This window comes from Mariniphaga sp. (genome assembly GCF_041687215.1).
Lineage (GTDB): Bacteria > Bacteroidota > Bacteroidia > Bacteroidales > Prolixibacteraceae > Mariniphaga.
Window position 1 is genome coordinate 1 of record NZ_JAWLCI010000048.1, and the last position, 24,651, is coordinate 24,651.

Annotated in this window: 20 protein-coding genes; 2 read left to right on the forward strand and 18 right to left on the reverse strand. The window is 43.1% G+C overall.

Annotated features, from left to right (window positions below):
- Window positions 1-73: 73 nt before the first annotated feature.
- From ACESMA_RS15310 to ACESMA_RS15335, 6 genes are all read right to left on the reverse strand, one after another.
- Entirely contained in the window at window positions 74-544 is a 471-nt protein-coding gene (locus ACESMA_RS15310; protein WP_372949725.1) for a nucleoside deaminase, read from the reverse strand.
- A gap of 71 nt (window positions 545-615) precedes the next feature.
- Window positions 616-1,473 carry an orotidine-5'-phosphate decarboxylase gene (pyrF, locus tag ACESMA_RS15315; RefSeq protein WP_372949726.1) on the reverse strand — a complete coding sequence of 286 codons (858 nt, stop codon included), beginning with the start codon at window positions 1,471-1,473 and terminating at the stop codon, window positions 616-618.
- 56 nt (window positions 1,474-1,529) lie between these two features.
- Window positions 1,530-2,615 (reverse strand): peptide chain release factor 1, encoded by a 1,086-nt coding sequence (gene prfA / locus ACESMA_RS15320; RefSeq protein WP_372949727.1) that lies wholly within the window; start codon window positions 2,613-2,615, stop codon window positions 1,530-1,532.
- Between the two features lie 61 nt (window positions 2,616-2,676).
- Window positions 2,677-2,991 carry a nucleotidyltransferase family protein gene (locus tag ACESMA_RS15325; protein ID WP_372949728.1) on the reverse strand — a complete coding sequence of 105 codons (315 nt, stop codon included), beginning with the start codon at window positions 2,989-2,991 and terminating at the stop codon, window positions 2,677-2,679.
- 27 nt (window positions 2,992-3,018) lie between these two features.
- A complete protein-coding gene (locus ACESMA_RS15330) occupies window positions 3,019-4,188 on the reverse strand; it encodes an AIR synthase related protein (protein ID WP_372949729.1) in 1,170 nt (389 codons plus the stop codon).
- Window positions 4,189-4,314: 126 nt separating this feature from the next.
- The gene (locus ACESMA_RS15335; protein ID WP_372949730.1) at window positions 4,315-5,985 is read right to left on the reverse strand and encodes an AMP-binding protein; all 1,671 of its coding nucleotides are present in this window, start codon (window positions 5,983-5,985) and stop codon (window positions 4,315-4,317) included.
- Window positions 5,986-6,155: 170 nt separating this feature from the next.
- Between ACESMA_RS15335 and ACESMA_RS15340 the strand changes: the two genes are divergently transcribed.
- Together ACESMA_RS15340 and ACESMA_RS15345 are read left to right on the forward strand one after the other, a co-directional pair.
- Window positions 6,156-6,818, forward strand: a complete 663-nt coding sequence (locus ACESMA_RS15340; RefSeq protein ID WP_372949731.1) for an HD domain-containing protein — start codon at window positions 6,156-6,158, stop codon at window positions 6,816-6,818.
- Window positions 6,819-6,861: 43 nt separating this feature from the next.
- A complete protein-coding gene (locus tag ACESMA_RS15345; protein WP_372949732.1) occupies window positions 6,862-7,251 on the forward strand; it encodes a VOC family protein in 390 nt (129 codons plus the stop codon).
- A gap of 203 nt (window positions 7,252-7,454) precedes the next feature.
- Here ACESMA_RS15345 and ACESMA_RS15350 read toward each other — a convergent pair whose 3' ends face one another.
- The 12 genes from ACESMA_RS15350 to ACESMA_RS15405 all read right to left on the reverse strand — a co-directional run bounded on the left by ACESMA_RS15350 (window position 7,455) and on the right by ACESMA_RS15405 (window position 24,650).
- Window positions 7,455-8,474, reverse strand: coding sequence for a nucleoside hydrolase (locus ACESMA_RS15350; protein ID WP_372949733.1), 1,020 nt, complete (start codon window positions 8,472-8,474; stop codon window positions 7,455-7,457).
- A 164-nt stretch (window positions 8,475-8,638) separates the two neighbouring features.
- The gene (locus ACESMA_RS15355; RefSeq protein WP_372949734.1) at window positions 8,639-8,962 is read right to left on the reverse strand and encodes an L-rhamnose mutarotase; all 324 of its coding nucleotides are present in this window, start codon (window positions 8,960-8,962) and stop codon (window positions 8,639-8,641) included.
- Window positions 8,962-10,233, reverse strand: coding sequence for a uroporphyrinogen decarboxylase family protein (locus ACESMA_RS15360; protein WP_372949735.1), 1,272 nt, complete (start codon window positions 10,231-10,233; stop codon window positions 8,962-8,964). Before ACESMA_RS15360 ends, ACESMA_RS15355 begins: the two co-directional genes overlap by 1 nt.
- Window positions 10,234-10,345: 112 nt before the next feature.
- Entirely contained in the window at window positions 10,346-11,389 is a 1,044-nt protein-coding gene (locus tag ACESMA_RS15365; RefSeq protein WP_372949736.1) for an L-rhamnose/proton symporter RhaT, read from the reverse strand.
- An 8-nt stretch (window positions 11,390-11,397) separates the two neighbouring features.
- Window positions 11,398-12,954 (reverse strand): sulfatase family protein, encoded by a 1,557-nt coding sequence (locus ACESMA_RS15370; RefSeq protein WP_372949737.1) that lies wholly within the window; start codon window positions 12,952-12,954, stop codon window positions 11,398-11,400.
- Window positions 12,955-13,012: 58 nt separating this feature from the next.
- Window positions 13,013-14,068 carry an alpha-L-fucosidase gene (locus ACESMA_RS15375; protein WP_372949738.1) on the reverse strand — a complete coding sequence of 352 codons (1,056 nt, stop codon included), beginning with the start codon at window positions 14,066-14,068 and terminating at the stop codon, window positions 13,013-13,015.
- Between the two features lie 18 nt (window positions 14,069-14,086).
- Window positions 14,087-16,027 (reverse strand): sialate O-acetylesterase, encoded by a 1,941-nt coding sequence (locus ACESMA_RS15380; protein ID WP_372949739.1) that lies wholly within the window; start codon window positions 16,025-16,027, stop codon window positions 14,087-14,089.
- 17 nt (window positions 16,028-16,044) lie between these two features.
- Window positions 16,045-18,327 carry a glycosyl hydrolase family 95 catalytic domain-containing protein gene (locus ACESMA_RS15385; protein ID WP_372949740.1) on the reverse strand — a complete coding sequence of 761 codons (2,283 nt, stop codon included), beginning with the start codon at window positions 18,325-18,327 and terminating at the stop codon, window positions 16,045-16,047.
- Window positions 18,327-20,861: a GH116 family glycosyl-hydrolase gene (locus ACESMA_RS15390; RefSeq protein WP_372949741.1), complete on the reverse strand. Its 2,535-nt coding sequence runs from the start codon at window positions 20,859-20,861 to the stop codon at window positions 18,327-18,329. The genes ACESMA_RS15385 and ACESMA_RS15390 overlap by 1 nt, the downstream gene beginning before the upstream one ends.
- A gap of 35 nt (window positions 20,862-20,896) precedes the next feature.
- Window positions 20,897-22,360: a sulfatase gene (locus ACESMA_RS15395; RefSeq protein ID WP_372949742.1), complete on the reverse strand. Its 1,464-nt coding sequence runs from the start codon at window positions 22,358-22,360 to the stop codon at window positions 20,897-20,899.
- 109 nt (window positions 22,361-22,469) lie between these two features.
- Window positions 22,470-23,876, reverse strand: a complete 1,407-nt coding sequence (locus ACESMA_RS15400) for a sialate O-acetylesterase (RefSeq protein ID WP_372949743.1) — start codon at window positions 23,874-23,876, stop codon at window positions 22,470-22,472.
- Between the two features lie 45 nt (window positions 23,877-23,921).
- Complete coding sequence (locus ACESMA_RS15405; RefSeq protein WP_372949744.1) at window positions 23,922-24,650, reverse strand: GDSL-type esterase/lipase family protein; 729 nt, start codon at window positions 24,648-24,650, stop codon at window positions 23,922-23,924.
- Window position 24,651 lies beyond the last annotated feature (1 nt).

Genomic DNA, 24,651 nt, shown 5'->3' on the forward strand with positions numbered 1-24,651 from the left:
GAGTACAAAATTAATTTTTTCTGAAGTTAGTGATTTGTGGAGCGTCTATTTGCGAATCATTTTATTCAGCAACTTAATAGGGTGTTTTATCCGGTTTGTTTTTCCACTTCTTGAAAAGTGGCAGCGCTTCATTTCGCAACAAATTTTCGAATTTAATAGTTCGGTCGTCAGTTTTTTTCTCCAGTTCTTCATAAATGTGCTGGTCATCGAAGGCAATATCTGCAGCATCTTCCTGGGTGCAGGCAAAAAATACTTTTTTCAACCTGGCCCAGTAAATGGCTCCCAGGCACATGGGGCAAGGCTCACACGAAGTATAAATGGTACAATCGTCCAACTGAAAACTGTCCAGATTTTTGCAGGCTTCTCTTATAGCAAGAATCTCCGCATGGGCAGTGGGGTCGTTTTTTGAAATGACATTGTTGAATCCCTCGCCTATAATTTTACCGTCTTTTACCACCACTGCACCAAATGGTCCGCCTGAGCCATTTCCCATTCCATACTCAGCTAGTTGAATGGCACGAGTCATAAAATCTTTATCAGTCATAGCAATGTATGTTGTTCCAAAATCGTCCAAACTAATTTGTTATTCAACCTCGAGTTTTTGTAAAATTATTTTTAAATGAGCTTTTTTTCTTTCAGTAAAACTTCCATTTCCTGTTGCACGGCTCTTGCTGTTTCGCCTGCATTTTTTGCAAAATCAATGCCGGTTGAGGCGTATATGATTCCACGTGAAGAGTTTACCAGCAGGCCACACTGGCTGTTCATGCCGTTTTGTGCCACTTCCTGCAAACTGCCTCCCTGTGCACCCACACCGGGCACCAGCAAAAAATGGTCGGGTACAATTTGCCTGATTTCTTTTAATTTTTCGGCTTTGGTGGCGCCAACCACATACATCATATTTTCGGTGGTCCCCCAGTTTTGTGAAGTTTTTAAAACTAATTCAAAAAGCTGGTCGCCTGTTTCTTCATTTTTCAAATACTGAAAATCGGCAGCGCCTTTGTTGGAAGTGAGTGCCAGCAAAATAACCCACTTTTCGGGATAAGTCATAAATGGTTTTACTGAATCTTCGCCCATGTATGGCGCCACGGTAACGGCATCAAAATCGAGTTTTTCGAAAAAGGCACGGGCATATAAATTTGAGGTATTTCCAATGTCGCCCCGTTTGGCATCGGCAATCAGGAAAATTTCCGGGTGATTTTCGCGAACGTAATGAACTGTTTTTTCGAGGCTCTGCCAACCTTGCCACCCCAGACTTTCGTAAAAAGCCAGGTTGGGTTTGTAAGCTATTGTAAATTCAGCGGTTGCATCAATAATTTCCTTGTTGAATGAAAACACCGGATCGGAAGTATCCAACAAGTGTTTCGGAATTTTCAAAATATCGGTGTCGAGGCCAACGCAGAGGAAACTGCGCTTTTTCTGAATTTGCTGGAAGAGTTGTTGCTGATTCATTGTTTTTTCAGTTACAGGTTTCATGTTACAGGTTTCAGGTGGAACAGGCAACATGTAACCTGCAACCTGCAACAAATTATTTAAATTTCAGCTTCCTTCAACTTCTGGGCATTTTCCTCAATCATCAGTTTTTCAATGATTTCGTCGATTTCACCATTGATGATGGCCTGCAGGTTGTACATGGTCAGGTTAATCCGGTGATCGGTAACGCGTCCCTGCGGCCAGTTGTAGGTGCGTATTTTTGCTGAACGGTCGCCGGTGGAAACCATGGTTTTCCGTTTCGATGAAATTTCGTCGATGTACTTTTGGTACTCCATGTTGTAAATTCGAGTACGCAGTTCGTTCATCGCCTTGGCCAGGTTTTTCAATTGCGATTTTTCATCCTGGCAGGTTACAACAATTCCTGTGGGAATATGTGTTAATCGAATGGCTGAGTAAGTAGTGTTTACTGACTGTCCGCCAGGTCCCGAAGAACAGTAGGTGTCTTTTTTAATATCGGATTCCTTTAGTTCCACATCGAACTCTTCAGCCTCGGGCAAAACAGCCACGGTGGCTGCCGAAGTGTGCACTCGTCCCTGGGTTTCGGTTTGCGGCACCCGTTGAACCCGGTGAACGCCAGATTCGTATTTCAGAATTCCGTAAACACCTTCGCCGGTAACATTGGCCACAATTTCCTTGTAACCACCGGCAGTGCCTTCGTTTACGTTGGTCACTTCCATACGCCAGCCTTTTTTCTCGCAGAATTTGGAGTACATGCGGAACAGGTCGCCGGCAAAAATACTGGCTTCGTCGCCGCCGGTACCAGCTCTGATTTCCAGAATGGCATTTTTGCTGTCTTCCGGGTCGGCAGGAACCAGTAACATTTTGATTTTCTTTTCCATCTCCGGAATTTTTTCTTCTGCCATTTCAATCTCCTCGTGAGCCATTTCGCGCAATTCATTGTCGCTCTCCTCCGCCAGAATCTCTTTTCCCGAATAGATGGTATCCACCATACTTTTGTACTCTTTGAAAACGCCAAGCAATTTCTCCAGGCTTTTATATTCCTGGTTCAGCCTTACATAGCGCTTCATGTCGGCAATAATTGCCGGATCGGTAATTTGCTGTTGCACCTCTTCAAACCGGTGCCTGATGGATTCGTATTTTTCTAATAATGCGTATTCTGCCATTGTTTTCTGAATTACAATCTTTTATTTTTCTTCCAAAATGTGTATATCGAAAAGAAGCTTTTTAGTTTTGTTTTTCATAAATCAGTTCTTTTGTTTCTTCCAACTCCTTAATAAAATAAGGATTTTTTAAGGAATTTTCTGTTACGATATCAATTTCGCGGTTAAAAAAATCCCGAAGCTTATCGTGCAAATTCCACCACAATTCACCTTTTTCCAACGGTTCTAAATCAGGCTGAAACCGCACCAGGAAATCCAAATCGCTCTTTTCATTAAAATCTTCGGTTACGGCAGAACCGAAAATAAAAGCTCTTTCGATTTTATGCATTTCAAAAAATTGCCTGATTTTTTCAATATTTGATGAAATAATGTTATTCATTGTTTTCTGTTAGAATGATGTTGAAATTTAATATTCAAATATTCCTTTTTGTGCTTCTATCGTTAGTTTTTTTCCATCAAAAGGTTCAACCTTCCCAACAATTTGTGCATCGATGTTGAACGATTTGGAAATGGTAATAATTTCCTGTGCCACTGCCGGATTGGTGTAAATCTCGAACCGGTGTCCCATGTTAAACACCTTGTACATTTCCTGCCAGTTTGTTCCCGACTGTTCCTGAATAATTTCAAACAGCGTCGGAACGGGGAACATATTGTCTTTTATTACATGCACATTTTCCACAAAATGAAGTACTTTAGTTTGTGCTCCGCCCGAGCAGTGAATCATTCCCGAAATATCTTTTCTGTACTTTTCCAGTACTTTTTTAATAACCGGTGCATAGGTTCTTGTTGGCGACAAAACAAGTTGACCGGCATTTATGCTGAGGCCTTCAATTTCGTCAGTTAATTTGTATTTCCCCGAATAAACCAAATCTAAAGGCACTTCCGGGTCGAAACTTTCGGGATATTTTTCAGCCAGATATTTGGCAAAAACATCGTGCCGGGCTGAAGTGAGCCCGTTGCTGCCCATGCCACCGTTGCAATGCTGTTCGTAAGTTGCCTGTCCCGATGAAGAGAGTCCCACAATGACATCACCGGTAGCAATGTTTCCGGCAGAAATGACATCGTCGCGTTTCATGCGGCAAACTACGGTTGAATCCACAATAATAGTGCGGACCAAATCGCCTACATCGGCTGTTTCTCCGCCGGTTGACCATGCACTGATTCCCAAATCACGCAGGTTTTGTAATGTCTCTTCAGTACCGTTGATGATGGCTGCAATCACTTCGCCCGGAATTTTGTTTTTGTTGCGGCCAATGGTTGATGAAACGAGAATGTTGTCGGTGGCGCCCACGCAAAGCAGGTCGTCAATGTTCATTATGAGTGCATCCTGTGCAATACCTTTCCACACCGAAAGGTCGCCGGTTTCTTTCCAGTACATGTAGGCCAGCGATGATTTGGTGCCGGCACCGTCGGCATGCATAATGTTGCACCACGCCGGATCGCCACCCAAAATATCGGGCACAATTTTGCAAAAGGCTTTGGGAAACAATCCTTTGCCGATGTTTTTTATGGCGCTGTGTACATCTTCTTTTGATGCTGAAACCCCGCGGGCATTGTATCTTGATTCGGTAACCATCCAAATGATTTTAAGGCCACAAAATTAACAAATTTAGGGCATTTTGTGTTGTCTGAAAGAAAGTTTATCTGGTAAGGAATAAATATTAATTGCCTGAAATAGAATCATAGGTTGAGGCAAAAACTGTTATTCCTTCCAGTACAAAAACCGCTTAATCTTTTTCGTGGGCGTTTTTTCAAATGGTTTAGGATGTAAAACTACCTGCTGAATCCGGCTGAATTTATTTAACTGGGTATTAACCTTTTTATGAATTTCTTTTAAAATTTCATCTGATTTTTCCTGGATGTATTGTTGAGCTTCCTCTTTCAGATGTTTGAATTGCTGTTCAACCTCTTCCATGTTCAGGTGTACCATGGCCACAAGTTTCCCTTTTTTCTCCACAACGAGCGATTCCAAAACAAATCTCATTTTGTTTATAACCGATTCAATTTCTTCAGGATAAATGTTTTCGCCGCTGGCACCCACAATCATATTTTTTATGCGGCCTTTTATGTAGAGGAAATTGTCCTTGTCGTACCAGCCTTTATCGCCGGTTTTAAACCATCCGTCATCTGTAAATACTTCTTTTGTAATTTCAGGTGCTTTGTAATAGCCTTTCATCAAATTGGGCCCTTTGGCCTGAATTTCTCCTTCTCCGGTAGCCAAATCGGCATCGCCAAGCCGAAGTTGAACGCCTTCCATAGCAATTCCGGTGGAGCCAATGCGAACGTTTTTACCCACCGCACCGGCCAGCAAAGGCGATGTTTCGGTCAGTCCGTAACCAATGGCATAAGGGAATTTTCCTTCATATAAAAACCGTTCCACAGTAGGATCGAGTTTGGCGCCACCAATTCCAAAAAACCGTAATTTACCGCCAAATGTTTCGTAGAGCTTTTTTGCTGCCACACGGTGTAAAACTTTCCGTATGGGCGGAAGTGAGTATAAAAACCGGGTTACCGGACTTTTCTGGAATTTGGGTAAAATTTTACTCTTGAAAACTTTTTCAATGATTAAAGGAACGACCAGCATGATGGTGGGTTTCACTTTTTGCAGTGCAGGCAGTAAAACCGATGCAACCGGGGGTTTCCGCAGATAATGTACCGATGCGCCAAACATAACGGGGAATAAAAACCCAAGTGTATTTTCAAATGTGTGCGATAGCGGCAATACTGAAATGAACCGGTCTTCAGTGCTGATATCCTGTAATGTATAACTTTTTTCGGCTGTCCACATCAGGTTTTTATGCGTTAACATTACCCCTTTTGAATTGCCTGTGGTTCCTGAAGTGTAAATTATTGATGCAAGATCTTCTTCGTTAACTTTTTCAGGAACAGTTTGAACGTGGGAATCCGACAGTGAACTTTTCAGATTCAGCAATTTATTGGCAGAAGTATCTTTGGGAATAACAGCAAAATTTTCAACTAAAACAAGGTGAATTAACATCCCGGTGATTTCATCATCAAGATTGGCGAATAGTCCCTCCGAAACGAACATAACTTTTGCTTCCGAGTGTTTAAGTATTGCTTTCACTTCGTTGGTGTGAAAATCGGGCAAGATGGGTACTACCGTTGCGCCCACCCATGAAATGGCAAAAAAAGCCTTGCCCCAATTCGGCATATTGGTGCTTAAAAGAGCGACCTTGTCTCCTTTTTTGATTCCAAGTTTTTTTAACAATCCTGCAATCTTTAGCACATCATCCCCAAGTTGCCTGTAAGTATAGTTTTCTTCTCCTACATAAACAAGCGATGTTTTGTCAGCAAAACTTTTTACAGATTCCTGAAGTACGGCAGGGATAGTATATTTTGTTTTATTTGTCATTCTGTTGTTCTCGTATTAATTTCCAATTCATTAACAACAATTTACTTGCAAATGTTTAGCCTGCAAAATTAGCAATAAACGCCGGATAAATACTTTTTATATTCTGTTTAAATTATTTTTAACATCTCATATAAATGGAAATATACCGGCAATTTGGCTAAATTCGTTTAATGGAAAAAAAGAAAGAACCCAAAAGAATAATTTCTGAAACAGAAAAATATGTACGCCAGGCAATGGAAAATGACGGATCCGGGCACGACTGGTGGCACATTTACCGGGTACGGAATTTGGCACTGAAAATTTCGAAATTGGAAGGTGGTGACCCTTTTTTGATTGAAATGGCTGCGCTGCTTCACGATCTTGATGACTGGAAACTAAGTAGTGACGGGAATTTTTCCAGAACTAAAAAATGGTTGGAAGCCCTGAAACTTCCCAAAGAAACCATTTTCCTGCTAACGGAAATTATCAGTCAGGTTTCGTATAAAGGGGCAGGGGTTGAAACGATACCTTCTTCACTGGAAGCACAAATTGTTCAGGATGCCGACCGGCTCGATGCCATTGGCGCCATTGGCATTGCACGCACGTTTGCCTACGGAGGAAGCAAGGGAAGATTGATTTTCGATCCGGAAATTAAACCCGTAAAACATGCTGATTTTGAAGCGTACAAAAAGAATAATGGGCCTACCATCAATCATTTTTATGAAAAATTATTGTTGCTGAAAGATAGGTTAAATACAAAAACTGCAGGAAAATTGGCCGAAAACAGGCACAGTTTCATGGAAAAGTATTTGGAAGAATTTTTCAGGGAGTGGTTCGAAATTGGAGCAACTTAAATTCGTTTTTTATCGTAAATTTGACGTTTAAGCGGAATTAAAAATGAGAATAGAACATCTTGCCATATGGACCTACAATCTTGAAGGGTTGCGGAATTTCTACATGCATTATTTCGATGCTTCTTCCACAGAAATTTATTACAACCATTCCAAAGAATTCCGCTCCTACTTTTTGCTTTTTGATGACGATTGCCGGCTCGAAATTATGGAAATGCCAAACATAGCCAAATCGAAAAATGACCCGGCAAAACTTTACACCGGGCTGGCACATTTTGCCATTAAAGTGGGCAGTAAAACCGAAGTTGACCGGTTAACAGAAACAATCAGAAACGACGGTTTTCAGGTGGTAGGCGAGCCCCGTACCACAGGCGATGGGTATTACGAAAGTGTAGTTCTCGATCCTGACGGAAACCGGGTGGAAATTGTGGCGTGAAATCTTTTTATATTGTTTTAACAATAATATTCGTGTATTTTTTTGGCAAAATATTCAAATATCAATCATCAAAAACCAAATAAATTCCAAATTCTAAAAAGTAAAATCATCAACAAGATGAAACAAATTGGAATTTAATGAATTGGTATTTGGAAATTGATTGTGATTTGTTTTTTGTCAATTGTCATTTCCTGCTTGGCAGCTTAATTTTTTAGAATTTCCATTTCTCCTGCCATCAACTTGTCAATATACTTGCTTACTGTTTCTGGCGCAATTCCCTGCTTGAAAACAACATACTGGTGTCGGCCATTTTCAGTATTCTCCCAGGTATTGCTGCCATCGGGGGCTACAATGCAATTTCCTTTTATCGTTGAGAATAAATCTTTGCCCTGACTGAAAAGCTGTAAAACAGCAATCTGGTCCCAGCTTTGGCGGCCTGCAAAACCGTTGTACAATTCATATCCCCGGTAAACCGGATGATTGGAGTCCAGTTTTTCTTTCAACCAGTTTGCTCCGGTAATAACAGGATTTCCAATTTCCCAACCGCAAAAAATCACCTCCTTTTCCCAGTTGCTTACACAATATACAGTGGATGCGGGATCGGGCCGGTAAAAGTTGGCCTCTTTTCCCTGCGGATATTGGCCTCCCATGCAAACCCACTTTTTAACCTTTTTACCAACCAATTGTTTGCCGTTTAATTCTGAATGAACATCTGGTTCAGATTGCAACAATTCCTGCAAACTGCTCAAATGGCCAACAGTCACAATACTTACAGATTCGTCCGGATTTCCGGCCAGCAATTTTCTGTAAAGTTGCCCGGCATCTTCTGCATCTTCCCAGGTTTTTATTCCCGATGGAAACTCCTCTGCAATTTGTTTTGTATAGCGCGAGTGATGCTTCAGTTCAGTCTGATTTTTCAGAAATCCCACCGGAAGTTCAGGCAACCCGTAAAAGGTATTTAATGCGGCCGCACAAACCGGAGCATAAGGATCATCGCTGGTAACAATTACGCCAAGCAGTTCAATCTCACCGGCATGGTGCAGATTATAAAGCATGGCAAGTGCGCCTATGTCGTCCACATCGGAGTCGAGGTCGGTATCGAAGATAACCTTTACGGTGTGTTTGGGTTGTGACGCAATTGCAATATTATTAATACCAAAGGTTAAAAACATTGCCAGAAATATTACTGCTAATTGAATAACGGGAAAAGTTTTATTATCCATTTTTTAATTATAATCAAAACCCTAAATATAGAAGTTTAGTCTTGCTTTTTTAGTCTGTAAAAAAATGATGCGATAAAATAATGTTTCAAACTAGAAATTCATCAGCAACAAGATCTGCACCTACTTGAATGAGTTGGTGGATGATATACCCAAAGTGAAAAAAATCAATCCAAATGAAAAACCTCTTCCATATTGGCCCACCACTCACCTTCTTTTCTGTTTTCAACCGGTTGCTGCATGGGTTCCATAATGGCCCACCACTCCTGGGTTTTCGGGTCAGCAGCCATTTTTTGCATGTCGGCTTCAAAATCATTGCCGGAATATTCCATGTAGGCAAACAATTGCCCGTCTTTATGAAAAATGGAATAATTCTGAATATTGCACTTCTTTATTTGCTCTAATACCTCGGGCCAAACTGCCGCATGGTATTGTTTGTACTCCTCAAACCGTTCCGGTTTTACACCGATTAGCTGTCCAAATCGTTTCATTATTTTTGATTTTTATTGTTAAACTCATCAATTGCATTGTACATGGCAACAATATTTTCAGGCGGTACATCGGGCAAGATATTGTGCACCGTATTGAAAACAAAACCGCCCCCTTCTGAAAATATTTCCAGCCTTTCAAAAACCTGGTCTCGCACCTGTTGCGGGGTACCGTTGTTCAGCACACCAACGTTTTCAATACCCCCTCCCCAAAAAGTGCAGTCGTTTCCAAATTCTTTTTTGAGGAACGCAGGTTCCATTAGGTAAGCGTTGGTTTGCACCGGGTTGAAGATTTCAATGCCTGCTTCAATCATATCGGGCATCAGCAAGGAGATGGAGCCGCAGGAGTGGATAAACGTGTGCATCTGGCTGTGTTCTTTCACATAGTCACACAAAATTTTATGGCGCGGTTTAAACAATTGCCGGTAAATTTCAGGTTCCATAAACGGGCCCTGAGTCATTCCCAAATCGTCGCCAAACCGAATAATATCCACGATATCGCCCACGGCATTGCAAACCTTTTCCAGTGTGACCAGGTGGCGTTTCATCAATTCATCGAGCAGTTTTTCCACATTTTCATGGTCGCACATCAAATCCATCAGAAAATTATCCATTCTTCTGAGAAAGGTACCCCATTCAAACAGGTTGCAACCGCAAACAACCAGCAACGCTTTGTCGGTATTTTGCCGCAGATGCAACGTTTTCTCACGTAAAGTTTCCCAGAATCCATCGTCACCGGCGTGATCCCAAGGGCTGTGTGCATCACGGGCCCACATGATGCGGCCCATTTCTGCATCCAGGTTATCGTAATTATCGGGATAACCATCCAGATACGGAAAATAAGTCTGGTCGAAAAAAGTAGCCCCGACAGGCATTCTCGAAAGCATGGTTTTTCCGTCGTCATCATAAGTGGCAAACGAACCGTCATCCAGCTTTATGGGATTAAACCATTTCGGATAAAACGCAGAAGCACCATTGGCAAGGGTTATTGGTTTCCAGTCCGAGGGTTTATCATTAAATTCCCGTCCGATATCCAGCACATCTATTCCGAATTTACCCAGAACTTTCATGTCGGGTTGTGCCAGTTGCTGCACCACATCGTAAATCTGAACCGGCAATTCAGGCATACCGATGTGTTTTACAAGATTACTATATGCGATGGCCGAAATTCCGGAACTGGGAGTTGATCCCAAATCAACAGGAATCCTGTCGGGTATCTGGTGATTTATGGCGGCTAAAATCCGTTCGCGTGATGTCATTGTTTTTTTATTCATGTTTTATTTCTTAACATTTATTTTCTCTCGCAAAGACGCGGAGACGCAAAGTATTTTTTAATTTGATTCTCTCTTTTTCCCTCTCTGCGGCTTAACGGCTTTGCGAGCATACCTAAACCGAACCGCTGATGCCAATCATAAAAGAAGCAGCAATTAAAATAAGCAGCGATAAAGCCATAACAACATAAACCCTGCCCGGTGCTCCTTTCCATTCTCCGCGGATTAATCCCCAGACCGAAGCAAAACCGATGGTAAGCGCCATGAGGATTCCCCACGACGTAAAGGTAAAAGGTCCCATTTTGCTTTGCCCCATTCCGTAAAAAATAAACTGGCTGAACCATAATAATCCGGCCAGTAACCCAAATCCGTAATTCAGCACCAGCTTTTTACTGGTTTTTGCACTTACATAGTTTTTTACCGATTTGTTTTTAATCCCGAGAAAAATGCACCACGCCAGCGTAGAAACAAATGTTCCCGATAAAAGGACCAGATAAACCGGCATCATGGAAAAGAGCGGGTCGATACCGCTAAGTTCTGCAACGCCGGAGATGGGTAATCCCTGCTCAAAACCAAGCGCCATGGCCGAACCGGTAACTCCCACCAGCAAGGCGGCAAGAATCCCCTTCACAAGGTTGAATTCACCAATGCTTTCCTGCTTTTTTTCCTGTGTTACCGACTTGTCTTTTGCGATGCCGGCCCATGCCGAAAAAGCAATGCCAACGGCAGCCACTGCAATTCCTGCCAGCAACAGGTTGCCTCCTGACGATTCAATCATCACTGTCAACCGTCCGTCGATTAAGGGGGGAATCAAAGTTCCGATTGCAAGCATTAGGCCCAGCGAAAGGGCATAGCCCAGGGAAAGCCCAAGATAACGCAACGCCAAACCAAAAGAGAGGTTGCCCACACCATAAACTGCACCGAGGATAAAAACCAAAATTATGGTATCGTCAGGTGCTGAGCGGATGATTGTTATGAAATCGGAAGTAAACAGGAGACAAGCCAGCAGCGGCATAATGATGTAAGCACCCAGACTGTAAACCATCCAGTATGTTTCCCACTGCCAGCCTTTTATTTTTCCGAAAGGAACGGCAAAACTTCCGGCAGAAAAAGCACCGGTGGCGATTAGTAAGATTCCGAAGATAATATGGATATCCATTAATTAACCTATTGGTTTTTGTAAACGATTGATTCTATTTGCGCCCACGGATATTCGCCGTCGTTTTTTTGAGATCCACCCGGCGTACTGCGGCCATCGGTTATAATTTTAGCCAGCTCACTGCGGTACTGTTCTACCAGGTTTCCATTTTCAGCCTGAAGGTTATTTTCCTCGGCAATATCATTTGCTAAATTATATAACTGAACAGCAGGTAGATTCTCAATTCCTTCTGAATTAGGTCTGGGAGCACTCCAACCTCCTGAACCGGGGCAGAAAATTGCTTTCCAGTCGCCTTTGCGGTAGGCAAACGAACCGTTTATTGAGTGATGGACAATGCTTTCGCGGGAACCTGATTTTCCCTTCAGTGCGGGCAAAAAACTAAAACTGTCTTCCGCCACATTGTCCGGCAACTCCCGGCCAATAATATCTGCAAGTGTAGCAAACAAATCGGTGGTGCAAACAAGCTGTTCCGATTTGCACGGTTTTACGTTTGCGGGCCAGCGCAACACATAAGGAACACGGTGACCGCCTTCATAAATATCCGCTTTATGCCCCCGAAAAATATAACTTGGGGAATGACCTTTTGAAGCCAGTTGCTCAAAATCGGCCTGTGGCGAACATCCATTGTCCGTGGTAAAAATCAGCAGCGTATTTTCTGCAATTCCTTTATCCTCCAGCGCTTTCATCACCTGCCCCACTACCCAGTCAACCATTATCACAAAATCGCCATACGGATTTTCCAAACCACTTTTACCATGGAAAGGTTCTGTTGGCAGAATTGGTGTATGCGGTGCCGGCAGCGGCATATAAACAAAAAAAGACTGGTCACCCGCTGCATTTTTCTCAATAAAACCCACTGTTTTTCGGGTGATTTCAGGGAGCATCTGTTCATGGTCAAAATCATCTGACGTCAACCCTTCTCGCCACCACGACTGGTCGCCGGTATCAACAGTGGTTTTTGTGGGAACCATGGTTGGCATGTCATTTTCCACCCAAACATAGGGCGGCATATCCAGCGAACCGCAAAAACCGTAACTGTAATCGAATCCCTGGGTTTTTGGCCCGTTTTTAACCGGTTTCGAAAAATCGACATTTGGTTTCGCATTTAAATTATCGCGGCTTTTATCATCGTCTTCAACAATGCTCCAGTCCCACCCCAGGTGCCATTTACCAAAGTAGGCTGTTTTATAGCCTGCATCCTTCAAAAACTCGGCAACAGTAGTTTTTTCCTGTGGAATAAGCGCCTTGCTGTAACCACTTAAAACACCGCTTTTCAAAGTAGAACGCCAATTGTAGCGACCGGTCAGGATACCGTATCGGGTTGGAGTGCAAACCGCCGAACTGGTATGTGCATCGGTGAACATCAATCCTTCTTCGGCCAGTTGATCGATAAAAGGAGTTTTTATTTTTGAGTTTTCGTTGTATGCCGAAACATCTCCATATCCCATGTCATCGGCCAGAATGAATACAATGTTGGGCATTTCGCTTTTTTCTCTTTTTTCTGAACAGGAGAAAAAGGTAATTGCAAATAATGCGGTGAGTGTAATAATAGTTGTTTTGTTCATAGCCATTTAAACTTTATTATTATCGATTGGTTTCTGGCTTAAATTGTTGAATATTCCTTCAATTATTCTCCCGCAACATTTTGCCCACCTCAAGCAAAATATCAACAGAAGCTTTTGGTATTTCGCCATTTCCATCGGGCCCCACATTAAGCAAAAAATTTCCGCCTTTATCATTAATGTCCTGCAATTTTTCGTAAACAACCTCCGGGCTTTTCCAGTCTGTGTCTTTTGTTTTGAATCCCCAAGAATCGTTCATGGTGTAACAGGCTTCCCAGTAATGATCGAGCGATTCTCCGGGATGTTCCTGCTCGGGTGTACCAAAATCTTTTTTAAATATTTTGCGTTTGGATACCCTGTTATTGATGATAATTTCAGGTTTCAATTCACGAATATATTGATACAACTCGTTTCCGTCCTCAAGGGTCCAGTAGTCAGCCCAGTCGCCATCGAACCAAAGAATTTCCGTATCATAATTTTCAATTAATTCTTTTACCTGATTTTTCATGTACTGCACATATTCTGCTTTTTTCCCTTCGTGTAGTTCAGGATTTTGCCAGCGTTTGCGTGTTACTTCTTTGGCATCGGCATCAGGAATATTGTGCGACGGATGATTCCAGTCGATTATACTGTAATACGTACCAAAATGAATGCCTTGCTTTTTGCAGGCATCAGACAGTTCCTGCATAAAATCGCGACCTTTCATGGGCGAATTGGCGATGTCGTATTCGGTATATTTTGAATCCCACAAACAAAATCCCTCATGGTGTTTCGAAGTTACTACCAGGTATTTCATCCCCGCTTTTTTTGCCAGGCTGACAATTTTATCCGCATCAAAGTCATGAGGTGTCCAGGTATCAATCAGTTTCATGTAATCAGACTGCGGAATTTGCTGATTTGCCTGAATCCATTCCGCATAACGGCCTTCTTCATTTCCCTCGTAAATTCCCCCAAGCTGGCTGTACAAGCCAAAGTGGATAAACATACCGTATTTTGCATCCAAAAACCACTTCATTCGTTTTTCGAACTCTTTGTTTGATTCATTTAAATAGTTCTTCTGGCAATTACCAGCCAAAACAGTGAATAACAACACGATTAAAACAATTGCATTTTTCATTTTTTGAATTTTAAGTTTTTAGTTATTGGCATAAAAATACCTTATTCTGCATACATTTCCTCTGCTTTGCGGATTCTTTTCACCCGAAAAGCGTATTTGCAAAATATGTTCACCATCGGGCAATCCCGCTGCCAGTGTATAATACCACGGCAAATGCAGGTTTGAGCTCCACTTTGTAAACAAATCCTGTTTTTGCCAATCCCCTTCATCAATCCTGAATTCAATCACCCCGGCATCGGGACCGGCAGCTACAGCTATTCCAACCGCATTTCCGTTAAATTGAAATTCCAGCGTACTGCCTTCATCCTGGCTAATCAACATGGGAACATTCACATAATTCTGGCGTGTTCCCTTTCCATCCTCAGGGTTCCAGTTTTCAACCAGCTTCCAGCCATTAATTACTTTTGCCTTTTCTGCCAAAATTAGTTTTCCGCTGTCATAGTTCGCATAATCAATTGGTTCGGGTAGCGGGTGAGTTTCAATTTTATCATCTTCTGCAACTGTTTCGGCCCACGCTTTTTCGAGAAATGCTTTCATCGAACGAAAATAAACCTCCTGCCCAAAAGGTGAGGGATGCAGGTTTTTAAAATCATCATCCCAGGTAAACTCACCAGCATCTATACGCTCGGTTACTTCTTTAGCCAGATTGATGGTTGGAATATGATAATGAGCAGCTACTTTTTCATGATTCTGAATGACTTCCGGCACTTGCCCTGAGCGATAGGTTTCCATTTTTTGCGGATCGACAAAATGCATGATAACAATATCTGTTGCCGGATTTTCATTTCGCACATGCCGGACGATTCCCTCCATGGCCCTGATTTGTTCGAGGCTGGTCCTTCCGTTTGTTGCATCGTTTACTGCTGCTTCTTCAAACAACAAATCAACCGGTCCGCCTGCAAGCACATCGCGTTCCAGCCGGAAGGCAGCCGGAGTTGTCCCCATGGAAGGAATGCCTGCAGCAATAAATTCGAATTCAGTATCGGGAAAACGGTTTTGCAGGTAGTTACAAATGCTGTCTCGCCAGCCTCCATTGTAAGTAATGGAACCGCCGAGAAAAGCCACCCGCCCTTTTTTCTCCTGCTGAAATTTAAGCAGGCTGTTTCTGATGCTTCTTCTATAATTGTGGTAGTTTTTATAATTAAGAATCTTACCGGGGAACGCAGATGTATAAGACTCAAAAATCCGCTTCCCGTGTTCAACCAAACCGGCAGGGGTGAGATGGGTTCCATCCGCTTTTGGGAGGCCAAGCATGCTTGTAAATTCAATAGTTGAATCCTCTTCAGCTAATCTTCGCTGAGCTTCTACCACCACCGGGCGCTCTTTCACAAATGAATGCTGTTCATCAACTCCGAGAATTATTTTCAGGTCCTGTTCATGAAGCACATTATTTCGCAAATCAGAAATTAGCTGCTTCAGGTTCTGATAATAATTTTTTGCTGCTTCTTCATCGCCGGCATCCGTTTCTCCCTGAATCCAGATAAATCCGCGCAATTCTACCTCCAATCCTTGCTTCCCCAGTTCATGCATCGCAGTTTTTAAATCAGTCACCATGCTGTCGTAAATACCGCCTTCACCTGGCGCTTTCCAATCACGGGCCAGACCCGTTGCACCTTTGGTGTATTTAAATATTGCCGGTTTATATCCTACCTTTTTGAGTTCCCGGGCAAAACTAACTTCCGGACCAAAATGTCCATTAGGAAACCTGCCTTTTTGAGGTTGCATAGTAAGCCACTCTCCACCTGAACTTTCATTGTCCACAAAAGTCCAGTTTAATAGAATTGAATCATCGAGTTCTTTCCCATCTTCCGGATAATATGCAGCATCTCCCATCCAGCCCTGTGCATTTGATTGTCCGGCCAGGATAAAAAGATCAAGCGTTTTTTGCCCCGTGGAAATAAATGGAAAAAAAAACAGAAGGAGCAGGGAAATGCATATTTGTTTAGTTAAATGTACCATTTTCAGGAATACTGTTATTAGATTTCAAATACTACTTTCTCTCCTTCTGCCAAATTTAATTTAATCAACTTCCCGTCCTTTTCAAATTCTTTATCGCACGAAAAATCAGCATCGCCAAACGGGTTCTCCAAAATTATTTCACCACCTTTTTCAGAGACAATCTCCACTTTTTTTACTTTGCCATTCTCCATGTTGGCAGAAACGAGGAATGCACCGTAGGTACGAAGGGTATTGAATGAAACCTCCTGCCAATCTGAAGGAATCGCCGGAAACAATTTCACCACTCCGGCATGACTTTGTATCAGCATTTCCTGTACGGCCGAAGCAAAAGCAAAATTCCCTTCCAGTGTAAATGGCCGGTACGTCATTTTGGAGTAACCTGCTTTGCATTGATCGCCATTTACATGAAACGAATTTTTCAGGCAAAAACACTCTGCGAAAATGCGGAGTGCTTCGGCAGCTTTTTCGCCTTCAAATGCACGGGCATATAAATTGGCCTGCCAACTGTAAGAATAGCCGGTCCAGTAATCGGGACCAACTTCCGCCAGATTATTCAGGGTATTTTGAATGATTTCCTTGTCCTCTTCCCCACTGGAAAAATCGATAAGCCCAAGCGGGTGAAATGCCATCAGGTGGGAAAAGTGCCGGTGCGACTGCTCGTAGGGAACTAATGGGGAAAACATCAGTCCGGTTTCCGGATCGACCGCGAGCTGCGGCCATTCAGCATTTATTTGTCCCCATTTCTCAGCTTCCTCTGTTAAATTGAGTTCACGGGCCATTTCCGCAGCTTTTTCATACGTCCAGCGGATAAGTGCCAAATCAAAATTGGTTGTTTCATCAAACCAGGCTTTTCTTGAATTGTCAAAAATTTCGGGACTTGAGCTGATGGGCAGTTTGCGCATTCCCTGTTCGTCACTGACTGAAATTTCATCTAGAAAAACAGCTACATCACGTAACCACGGATAAGCCTTTTCTTTCAAGAATATTTCATCCTTTGTATATATCCAGTGGAGATAAAAATGGTGGGCCAACCACGAACCAATCGTAGGTCCAAATGAGTACTGAATCCATCCGCCCATGGGCTGGCCGGTAAGGGTGGTGACACCCGGAACATTCAGTCCCGCCGTTCCAAAGTATGCTCTGGTATATTCTTCAAAGGTGTCTTTGTATTTCCACATCCAGTTTAAAAAACCCTCTTCAAGGTCGAGGTAATTGCCGGTGTAAGCGGGCCAGTAGCTCAACTGCGTGTTTAAGTTATGGTGAAAATCACCTTTCCATGGCGGGAGTCTGCCGTTATCGGCTGTCCAAACTGCCTGCAGCGAAATGGGCGGAGCGTCAGCCCTGGTTACCGATCCAAACTTATACATTTCGAGGTAGTATTGTTTTTCAAGAATGGAATCGGGAAGCGACACAGAAGAGCGGTGCCAATAGTTTTGCCACCATGTGCGGTGTGTGTTCAGTGAATTTTCAAATTTGTTTTGCCCGATTTGCTGAGTTGTTAGTTCTCCTGCCTTAGGATTGCCTTCCTGCTCAGACAAAGTTGATGAAATACTCCAAACTCCGGTCATCGTATTTCCGGTGGTTTCCCAGTTGACGGCCACTTCGTATTCAAAACTTCCCCATCCTTTCTGCCGGTAAACCTGCCTGTTGTTTTCTGCATTTACGCTGTCTTGTTCATAACCCAGCCGCTGAAGGTCCTGACCGGCAACCGGGCTATCTTCTCCACTGGCAATCAGTTTTTGATATTGGGGTGGAATTATAGCGGGCGAAAAACCATCGGGCACATTTTCAAATCTAAACCAACCATAAGGTTCAGAGGCATGTACAAAGGTCTCGAGGGTAACACCATTTTCCCATTCCACCGTGCAAAGTGCTTGCGATAAATCGAGATTCACTGATTTTACCTGCCCCAGGAGTTTTGCATTAAATTCCAGTGCTGCTCCGGGTATTTTTGAAGGTGCCGGCATATTGTCGTAAGGAACATCAAACATCTCCTGCACAAGGCTGTAGGTGTTGTTTCTTACCTGCTCCTGTACCCATTCAAAGCTGAATTCGGGTTTCGACAGGTTATCCACAGGTCTGAGGTCCCACAGGTCAACACGGTCGAGCGAAAACCGCAGTTGATCACCATTTTGCCATATCAAAGCACCCAGCATTCCGTTTCCGAGCGGCATGGCTTCATCCCAGGTGATGGCGAGTTCAGTAAATTCAAGGTTGTACTTTTCCTCAGGACCTGCGACAGGCTCTGAGGAACAGGAAAATAATACCAGTATTGAAATTACACAAATAATTTTTCTCATCATCTACTTATTTTAATCTTCAATTTTTCACCTTCTTCAATGTGTTGCACACCCTTAAATTCCGACACGATCTCATTTTCAAGCATTACTTTACCAACATTTATTGTTCCTTTGTTTACCGACAGCGTAATAAAATCTTCTAAAATTTCGCAGGTACCCCATGCATAGCCATTGCTCCAAAACCATTTTCCAACCTGATTTTTAAAGTTTATTGTTTTGTCTAAAGCCGAATACTGAAACCCTGTTAAAGCCAACACACTTGCCCAACTTGCCATAGCCCGGGCATAATGGTGTCCGCACTCGGCTTCGTTAAACGGACTACGTTTTGAACCATCGTAACGTGCACGGATGTTGCGAATAACCTGAAGGCCTTCTTCTTCCATTCCTTCGTAAAGCATTCCCACAGCGGCGGTATATTCAAAACCCGTCATCACCTCCGAAAAGTATGGGAATGGTACTTTGGGCCGTCCTTTTGGCCAGCTTGCCATCAGCAGCGCCGATTCATTACCCAGTGCGTACGAACGCATGTTGTTAAAATGATTGGCCATGGTTTCGCGGTAATTGTATTTAAGAATACTGCTTAACGTGGTTTTCATGTTCTCTTTTGAGCCGAGGTAACCCAGACCACAAATGTGAGCCATATACTGCCCAACCAGTTGATCAACCAGACAACCTTTGGCCAACTGGTACCGGGGCATGTTGGGCGCTGAAAAATCAGTTATTTCTTTCTTGGTTTCGGGGTCCAATACCATGTGCTCGTAATATTCACCATTAAACAGGTTTTCGTCGGTCCATCTGCTACCGGACCGGTAAATTTCCGCGCACTTCTCTGCAAAATCATTATCATTCAAGGCAATTGCCATTTTTTCGGCAGCTTTTAATGCACCGAGGTACCAAAACTGCATCTGCGGATTGGGCCCGGAATAGTTTACATCCATCGTATTGTGCTGGCTGCCCTCCATCACACCGTCGGCATTGGCATCCCAACTGTTTTCGAGCCATGCAAAAGAGAGTGCATTTTTTACATTTGGCCAGCTTTTTTTCAGAAATTCGGTATCGCCGGAAAGCTGCCAGTCGCGGTACATTTTCATGATGGTGCCCATTTGGCCGTCGGCTGCGGTCCCGCCGGTCTGGTCAGTAATTAGCGGAAGAGCCGCACGAAATGCCATTCCTCCGTTTTCTCGTGTGGCAAAATTAAATTCCACATCGCGCATGGTTTTAGCCAAATCGCCAAATAAAAATGCGGTAGCCTGTTCATAATTCCAAACATGGGTGCATGAGCCAGCACAAGAACCGTTCGTATCCATACATCCTTCCCAGCCCATCATGTGCCCGCTCTTTATTCTGAAAACCGTTTGCGAACGTAAGGTGCTCAGATTAAAAAGTGCGGCTTCTTTTACCTCTTCAGGAAAGTCGGAGTCGAGAAATGCATTGACGAATTCAAGGGTTTTCTGTTCCAAATTTTCCAGTTCGGGATACGTTTTTGAAATTATATCCCAGGCATCGTTGTATTGCATGGTGTAATAGTTTCCAACCACCTCATTCGACCAGGCTTTGCGGTTGGGAAAATGCCAGGTCAGAAAAAACTGAAATACCTTTTTCCCATTGGCCGGAATTTCCTGCTGAACTGCCAATGAAGCCATGGGGTCGTCATCTGCCAGTTCTGTTTTTTCAATCAGTCTCCCATCATCGCTAAAATCGTCCCAGAAATCCAGAATGGCATTGCTCCAGGCATTGTGAACCGAGGAAGTCCGATAGCTAACACCTGTTTGGGCATCGGTGGTTAATGCCATCGTACCCCAGGCGGGATCAGTTTTATCCACTTCGCCGGGTTGAAAAAATATTCCTTTAAAACGGGTATCACTGCGAAACTTATTCTGGTTTTTCACAGCACCTTCATAAATTTTATCCCCTTTCCAGTCGTAATGAAATTTACTGCCGTCTTTCCCAATAAAATTTCGAATGGAACCGCAAACTGAAACAGTTATTGGTTTATCGGTTTTATTCGACACTTCGTAACGTAAAATGGCAATTGGGATTCCACTTGCATCGGCATCACCGGGAATTAAAGGATTAAATGCCTTTATTTTTACATCAACCGGGAGATTTGAATCGGACAGGTTTACCACTCCAAAAGGATAGGCCGCATCGAAGGTAGCTTTTTCGAAACGGGGAACACCGTGATGATCCACCGGCCTGCCTTCCATGTGTTCGTATTCATAATACAGCAGCGGTCCCATCAAACCTTTAGTATAACTTTTTTCACCGGTATCAACATAAATTGCAAAAAACGGGGCGTCGTTTCCCGGTGTTACCGTACTGAAGCCTTTTCCCGGACGGTTCATAATTTCCCAGTCAACCAGACTGCCCCGCCCGTTAAGGGATATTGTTCCTGTGCCAATGCCACCCATTGGAAGCGCCACTTTTGAAATGTGGTTTTCGTCGTAATGCTTTAATATGGGCCAGTTGCTGCTCTGACTCTGAACAGAAGCACTTGAAATGAAAAAAATGAGAAGCAAATAAAATTTTTTCATAAAACTGATTTTAAATTACAGATACTTGCTTGTTTTTATTCCTGCTCAATATACGCCGGATTTGGGTAAGGCATTTGTGCGCCAACATCCTTTCGCCATTGGTGTAACAATTGTTTTAATTCTTCCGCCTTTTCAGGATGAGCTTCAGAAAGATCTTTTTCTTCCCCTAAATCATCTTTCAAATTATACAATTCAATCCGATTATCCTCAAAAAACTCGATGAGTTTATAATCTCCCACTCTTACAGCGCCGGAGGGTCGTCCTCCCAAACCCCCGCTGTAATGCGGATAATGCCAGAACAATGGTTGTTCATCCATCTCCCGGCCCTCCAGCAGGGGTTTCAGACTGATGCCATCCCGGTGCTGTTCGGGATAGAGCTGTATTCCTGCTACATCCAGCAAAGTAGGATACAAATCTGTGCCTGTTGCAGGAAAGTCAGTGGTTGTGCCGGCTTCAATGTTGCCGGGCCAGTAAAATATCAATGGTTCCCGGATACCTCCTTCATAAAGATAACCTTTGCCAGCCCGCAGCGGCAGGTTGGTTGTGGGAATATTATCCGTCCGGTTGCTCGTGGCCATGCCCCCGTTATCGGAAGTAAACACCACAAAGGTATTTTCCGACAGCTTTTTCTGTTCAAGTACCTGAAGCAGGCGCCCCACATTTTCATCCATACTTTCCACCATGGCTGCGTAATGGGTCATATTTTGCCATTGCTTGTGGTATGTTTCTCCTTTTTTTATAAACTCCTCTCCTGAATAATTCATTTGAGCGAGCTTGTTACGGTATTTCTCCACTTTTTCCGGTTTTCCCTGCAATGGAAGGTGCACAGTGTAAAAAGATAAATACGCAAAGAAAGATTGGTCTTTATTATTCTGAATAAAATGAATCGTTTCATCCGTAAGCCGGTCGGTAAGGTATTCCCCGTCTTCCCCATCCTCAAGTTGCGGATTTTGGTAGGGTGCAAAATAGCCTCCGGCAGGATGACCGGTGCTGTTTCCGCCTTTGTTTATATCGAATCCCTGGTGCTGCGGATAAAATTTTTCTTCTTCGCCCAAATGCCATTTACCTGCAAAAAAAGTAGTGTAGCCAGCATCTTTGAAAGCTTCTGCTAAAGTGTATTCCTCCAAATCAAGCTGAAGTTTAAACGGATGAGAAGCCAGTTTTTGATTTTTGTGCGGGCCGTAATGCCTGTTTCCCGGAATATAGTCAGTCAGGTTCAGACGGGCAGGATATTTACCGGTCATGATTGCCGCCCGTGAAGGCGAACACACCGGACTTGCTGCATAAGCATCGATAAAAACCAAACCTGAAGCAGCCAGCTTGTCAATGTTGGGGGTTTCATAGAATTTGCTGCCGTTATAACCCAAATCAGCCCATCCCAGGTCATCCACTAAAATAAACAGGATGTTGGGTTTATCAATTTTTGATTTTTTCTTATAAATAAAGCTACAAGAAAAAATTAATAATGTAGCGACAACAATAGCGGATTTTATTCTCATTTTATCTCCTGATTAACGATAGTTTAAATATGCCCTAAATCTCGGTCTTGGCAAAATCATCTTATCTAAGAACAGACGCAATTTTAAATATGCGAGCTCTAATAACAAGTTATTCTTTATTTTTCTCCATTTCGATTTTCCAATTATCCGTTCTAAAACTGGATGTTGGTAATCCAGCCAGATTAAAAAGATTAGGTTCGGCAATATTATCCCACCCAAAGCGCACCGCCAAGGGATTCCTAATTTCGCTATTCCAAACTCTGACAGTGTTGCCGTCGATCCTTGCCTGGGCTTTCAAGAAAATACTGTCAGGCCCGCAAATTTCAAATTCTGTTAGCTCTTCTCCCTTATTCACCAAACCATCATTAGCATAGTCAAAATACACCAACATTTCTTCGCCCTCACGTTTTACTTGCTGGTACACCGGTCCACAAAAAGCGACATCAGTAAATCCATAATTTTTTGCTAAAGCCCAACTGGCAAGTCTTTTCCCGACATCCTGCTTGTTCTGCGGATGAATATTGTTAATATCTCCAATGTCGCTTACAACAACCATCCCTGTATTTGGAACTTTTTTAAACGTTTTAAGCTGAGCTTCCCTGATTAGTACGCCTGCATCCTTTTCCTTGTAATTAAAGGGGGCAATCTGAACAAAGTAAAAAGAGAAATCGTACCCCCATTCTTCCCTCCAATTTTGAATTAGCGATTCCATAGTACCGGGATACGCCTGTGGTTTAAACCTGTTGGCCTCTCCCTGATACCAGATTGCGCCGGCAATTCTGAACGGGATTAACGGGGCAATCATTCCATTGTACATATAGCCGGGCTGAGAGGAATGCCATTTGTTTTCGGTGAAATGTTTTTCTGCCTCAAAAAAGTTGGAATCGCTAATTACACGTTTGGCATTAAACCATACCTCAGCGCGGGTTCCTCCCCAACTGGCATTTATTAACCCAATCGGTACATTAAGTTCCTTGTGAAGTTTTCTCCCAAAGAAATACGCTACGGCACTGAAATCCTTCATTGTTTCAGGCCTGCATTCTGTCCACTGTCCCGGTGTATTATCCTGGGGATTTGGCGATTGGTATTTGGGAACTTGAAACAAACGGATATTCGGATAATTCGCATGATTTATTTCTTCCTGTGCGTTGTTAATACCACGTGATGCCGACCACTCCATGTTTGATTGCCCTGAAGCAATCCAAACTTCACCAATCAATACATTCGACAAGGTAATCGTTTCGTGTCCTTCAATCGTTACAACGTAAGGTCCTCCTGCTTCAGGAGTAGTCAGTTGAACAGACCATTTTCCCTGATAGGCGTTTTCAGTAACTGCCACATGATTCCAGCTCCCGGTTACCGTAATCGGTTCGATGGTTTCAGTGGTCCATCCCCATATCGTAACGGCTGCATCCCGCTGCAAAACCATGTTGTCGGAAATAACCGAAGGCAACCATATTGCGGCAAAACAGTTTCGAGCTAAAAAGATAAGAAGTATAAACAGAATCTTTTTCATCTAAAAAAATTTTACTTAGTTAAACTTTGGAAAAATGTTTTCCTGTCAAATTTCCTTTTTGATTTCCCGGTAAACCAACTTTGCGATCGCAAAATAACCGTACTCATTCGGGTGAACACCGTCCTGTTCTGTAAATAATTCCGCCTTTCCCGCCAATGGAGTATTCAAATCAATAAATCCAACTTTTTTATTTTCGGCCACCTTTTTAATGATTTGGTTAAGTTCCTGCAGGCGTGGTTTCCGTAAGCTTAATCCTTGAACACGCTCCTCGCTAAGGCCAGGTGTTTCCAGCACCATGGGCGAGGGTGCACAAATCCAAATCTTAGGCTGCGATGGCCATGTTCTTAATGTATCTATCAGGTCGTTGTAATCTCCTTCAAATTCATCTTTATATTCCCAGCATTTGCGGTCGCCGCAGGCACCCTCCCCACAGGTATCGTTGGTGCCCAGACTAATTACCACAATATTTGGATTTGCTTCCTTTATTTTGGATAGTTGAGTCCACACAGTTGGTATGCCCTTGCGAATAAGGGTGCAACTGCTCACTCCAAAATTCTCTACAAGGTATTTTCCTCCCAGAAGTTTCTGGAGTCGCGCCGGATAGGATTCTTCTTCCGGATTGTCGAGGCGGGCCCCGAAGGTAATACTGTCGCCAATACAAGCCACCTTTATCTTTTCGCTTACTTTGCCCCAGCCATTACCAATAATCGGCAAGGAAACAAAAGCAATAAAAAGTGCCGCAAAAATAAAAGAGTAATTACTGAACACTTTCATA

Excerpts from the sequence above, each read along its gene's own strand:
- ACESMA_RS15310 (WP_372949725.1), bottom strand. The coding sequence starts at position 544 with ATGACTGATAAAGATTTTATGACTCGTGCCATTCAACTAGCTGAGTAT.
- pyrF (WP_372949726.1), bottom strand. The coding sequence starts at position 1,473 with ATGAAACCTGTAACTGAAAAAACAATGAATCAGCAACAACTCTTCCAG.
- prfA (WP_372949727.1), bottom strand. The coding sequence starts at position 2,615 with ATGGCAGAATACGCATTATTAGAAAAATACGAATCCATCAGGCACCGG.
- ACESMA_RS15325 (WP_372949728.1), bottom strand. The coding sequence starts at position 2,991 with ATGAATAACATTATTTCATCAAATATTGAAAAAATCAGGCAATTTTTT.
- ACESMA_RS15330 (WP_372949729.1), bottom strand. The coding sequence starts at position 4,188 with ATGGTTACCGAATCAAGATACAATGCCCGCGGGGTTTCAGCATCAAAA.
- ACESMA_RS15335 (WP_372949730.1), bottom strand. The coding sequence starts at position 5,985 with ATGACAAATAAAACAAAATATACTATCCCTGCCGTACTTCAGGAATCT.
- ACESMA_RS15340 (WP_372949731.1), top strand. The coding sequence starts at position 6,156 with ATGGAAAAAAAGAAAGAACCCAAAAGAATAATTTCTGAAACAGAAAAA.
- ACESMA_RS15345 (WP_372949732.1), top strand. The coding sequence starts at position 6,862 with ATGAGAATAGAACATCTTGCCATATGGACCTACAATCTTGAAGGGTTG.
- ACESMA_RS15350 (WP_372949733.1), bottom strand. The coding sequence starts at position 8,474 with ATGGATAATAAAACTTTTCCCGTTATTCAATTAGCAGTAATATTTCTG.
- ACESMA_RS15355 (WP_372949734.1), bottom strand. The coding sequence starts at position 8,962 with ATGAAACGATTTGGACAGCTAATCGGTGTAAAACCGGAACGGTTTGAG.
- ACESMA_RS15360 (WP_372949735.1), bottom strand. The coding sequence starts at position 10,233 with ATGAATAAAAAAACAATGACATCACGCGAACGGATTTTAGCCGCCATA.
- ACESMA_RS15365 (WP_372949736.1), bottom strand. The coding sequence starts at position 11,389 with ATGGATATCCATATTATCTTCGGAATCTTACTAATCGCCACCGGTGCT.
- ACESMA_RS15370 (WP_372949737.1), bottom strand. The coding sequence starts at position 12,954 with ATGAACAAAACAACTATTATTACACTCACCGCATTATTTGCAATTACC.
- ACESMA_RS15375 (WP_372949738.1), bottom strand. The coding sequence starts at position 14,068 with ATGAAAAATGCAATTGTTTTAATCGTGTTGTTATTCACTGTTTTGGCT.
- ACESMA_RS15380 (WP_372949739.1), bottom strand. The coding sequence starts at position 16,027 with ATGGTACATTTAACTAAACAAATATGCATTTCCCTGCTCCTTCTGTTT.
- ACESMA_RS15385 (WP_372949740.1), bottom strand. The coding sequence starts at position 18,327 with ATGAGAAAAATTATTTGTGTAATTTCAATACTGGTATTATTTTCCTGT.
- ACESMA_RS15390 (WP_372949741.1), bottom strand. The coding sequence starts at position 20,861 with ATGAAAAAATTTTATTTGCTTCTCATTTTTTTCATTTCAAGTGCTTCT.
- ACESMA_RS15395 (WP_372949742.1), bottom strand. The coding sequence starts at position 22,360 with ATGAGAATAAAATCCGCTATTGTTGTCGCTACATTATTAATTTTTTCT.
- ACESMA_RS15400 (WP_372949743.1), bottom strand. The coding sequence starts at position 23,876 with ATGAAAAAGATTCTGTTTATACTTCTTATCTTTTTAGCTCGAAACTGT.
- ACESMA_RS15405 (WP_372949744.1), bottom strand. The coding sequence starts at position 24,650 with ATGAAAGTGTTCAGTAATTACTCTTTTATTTTTGCGGCACTTTTTATT.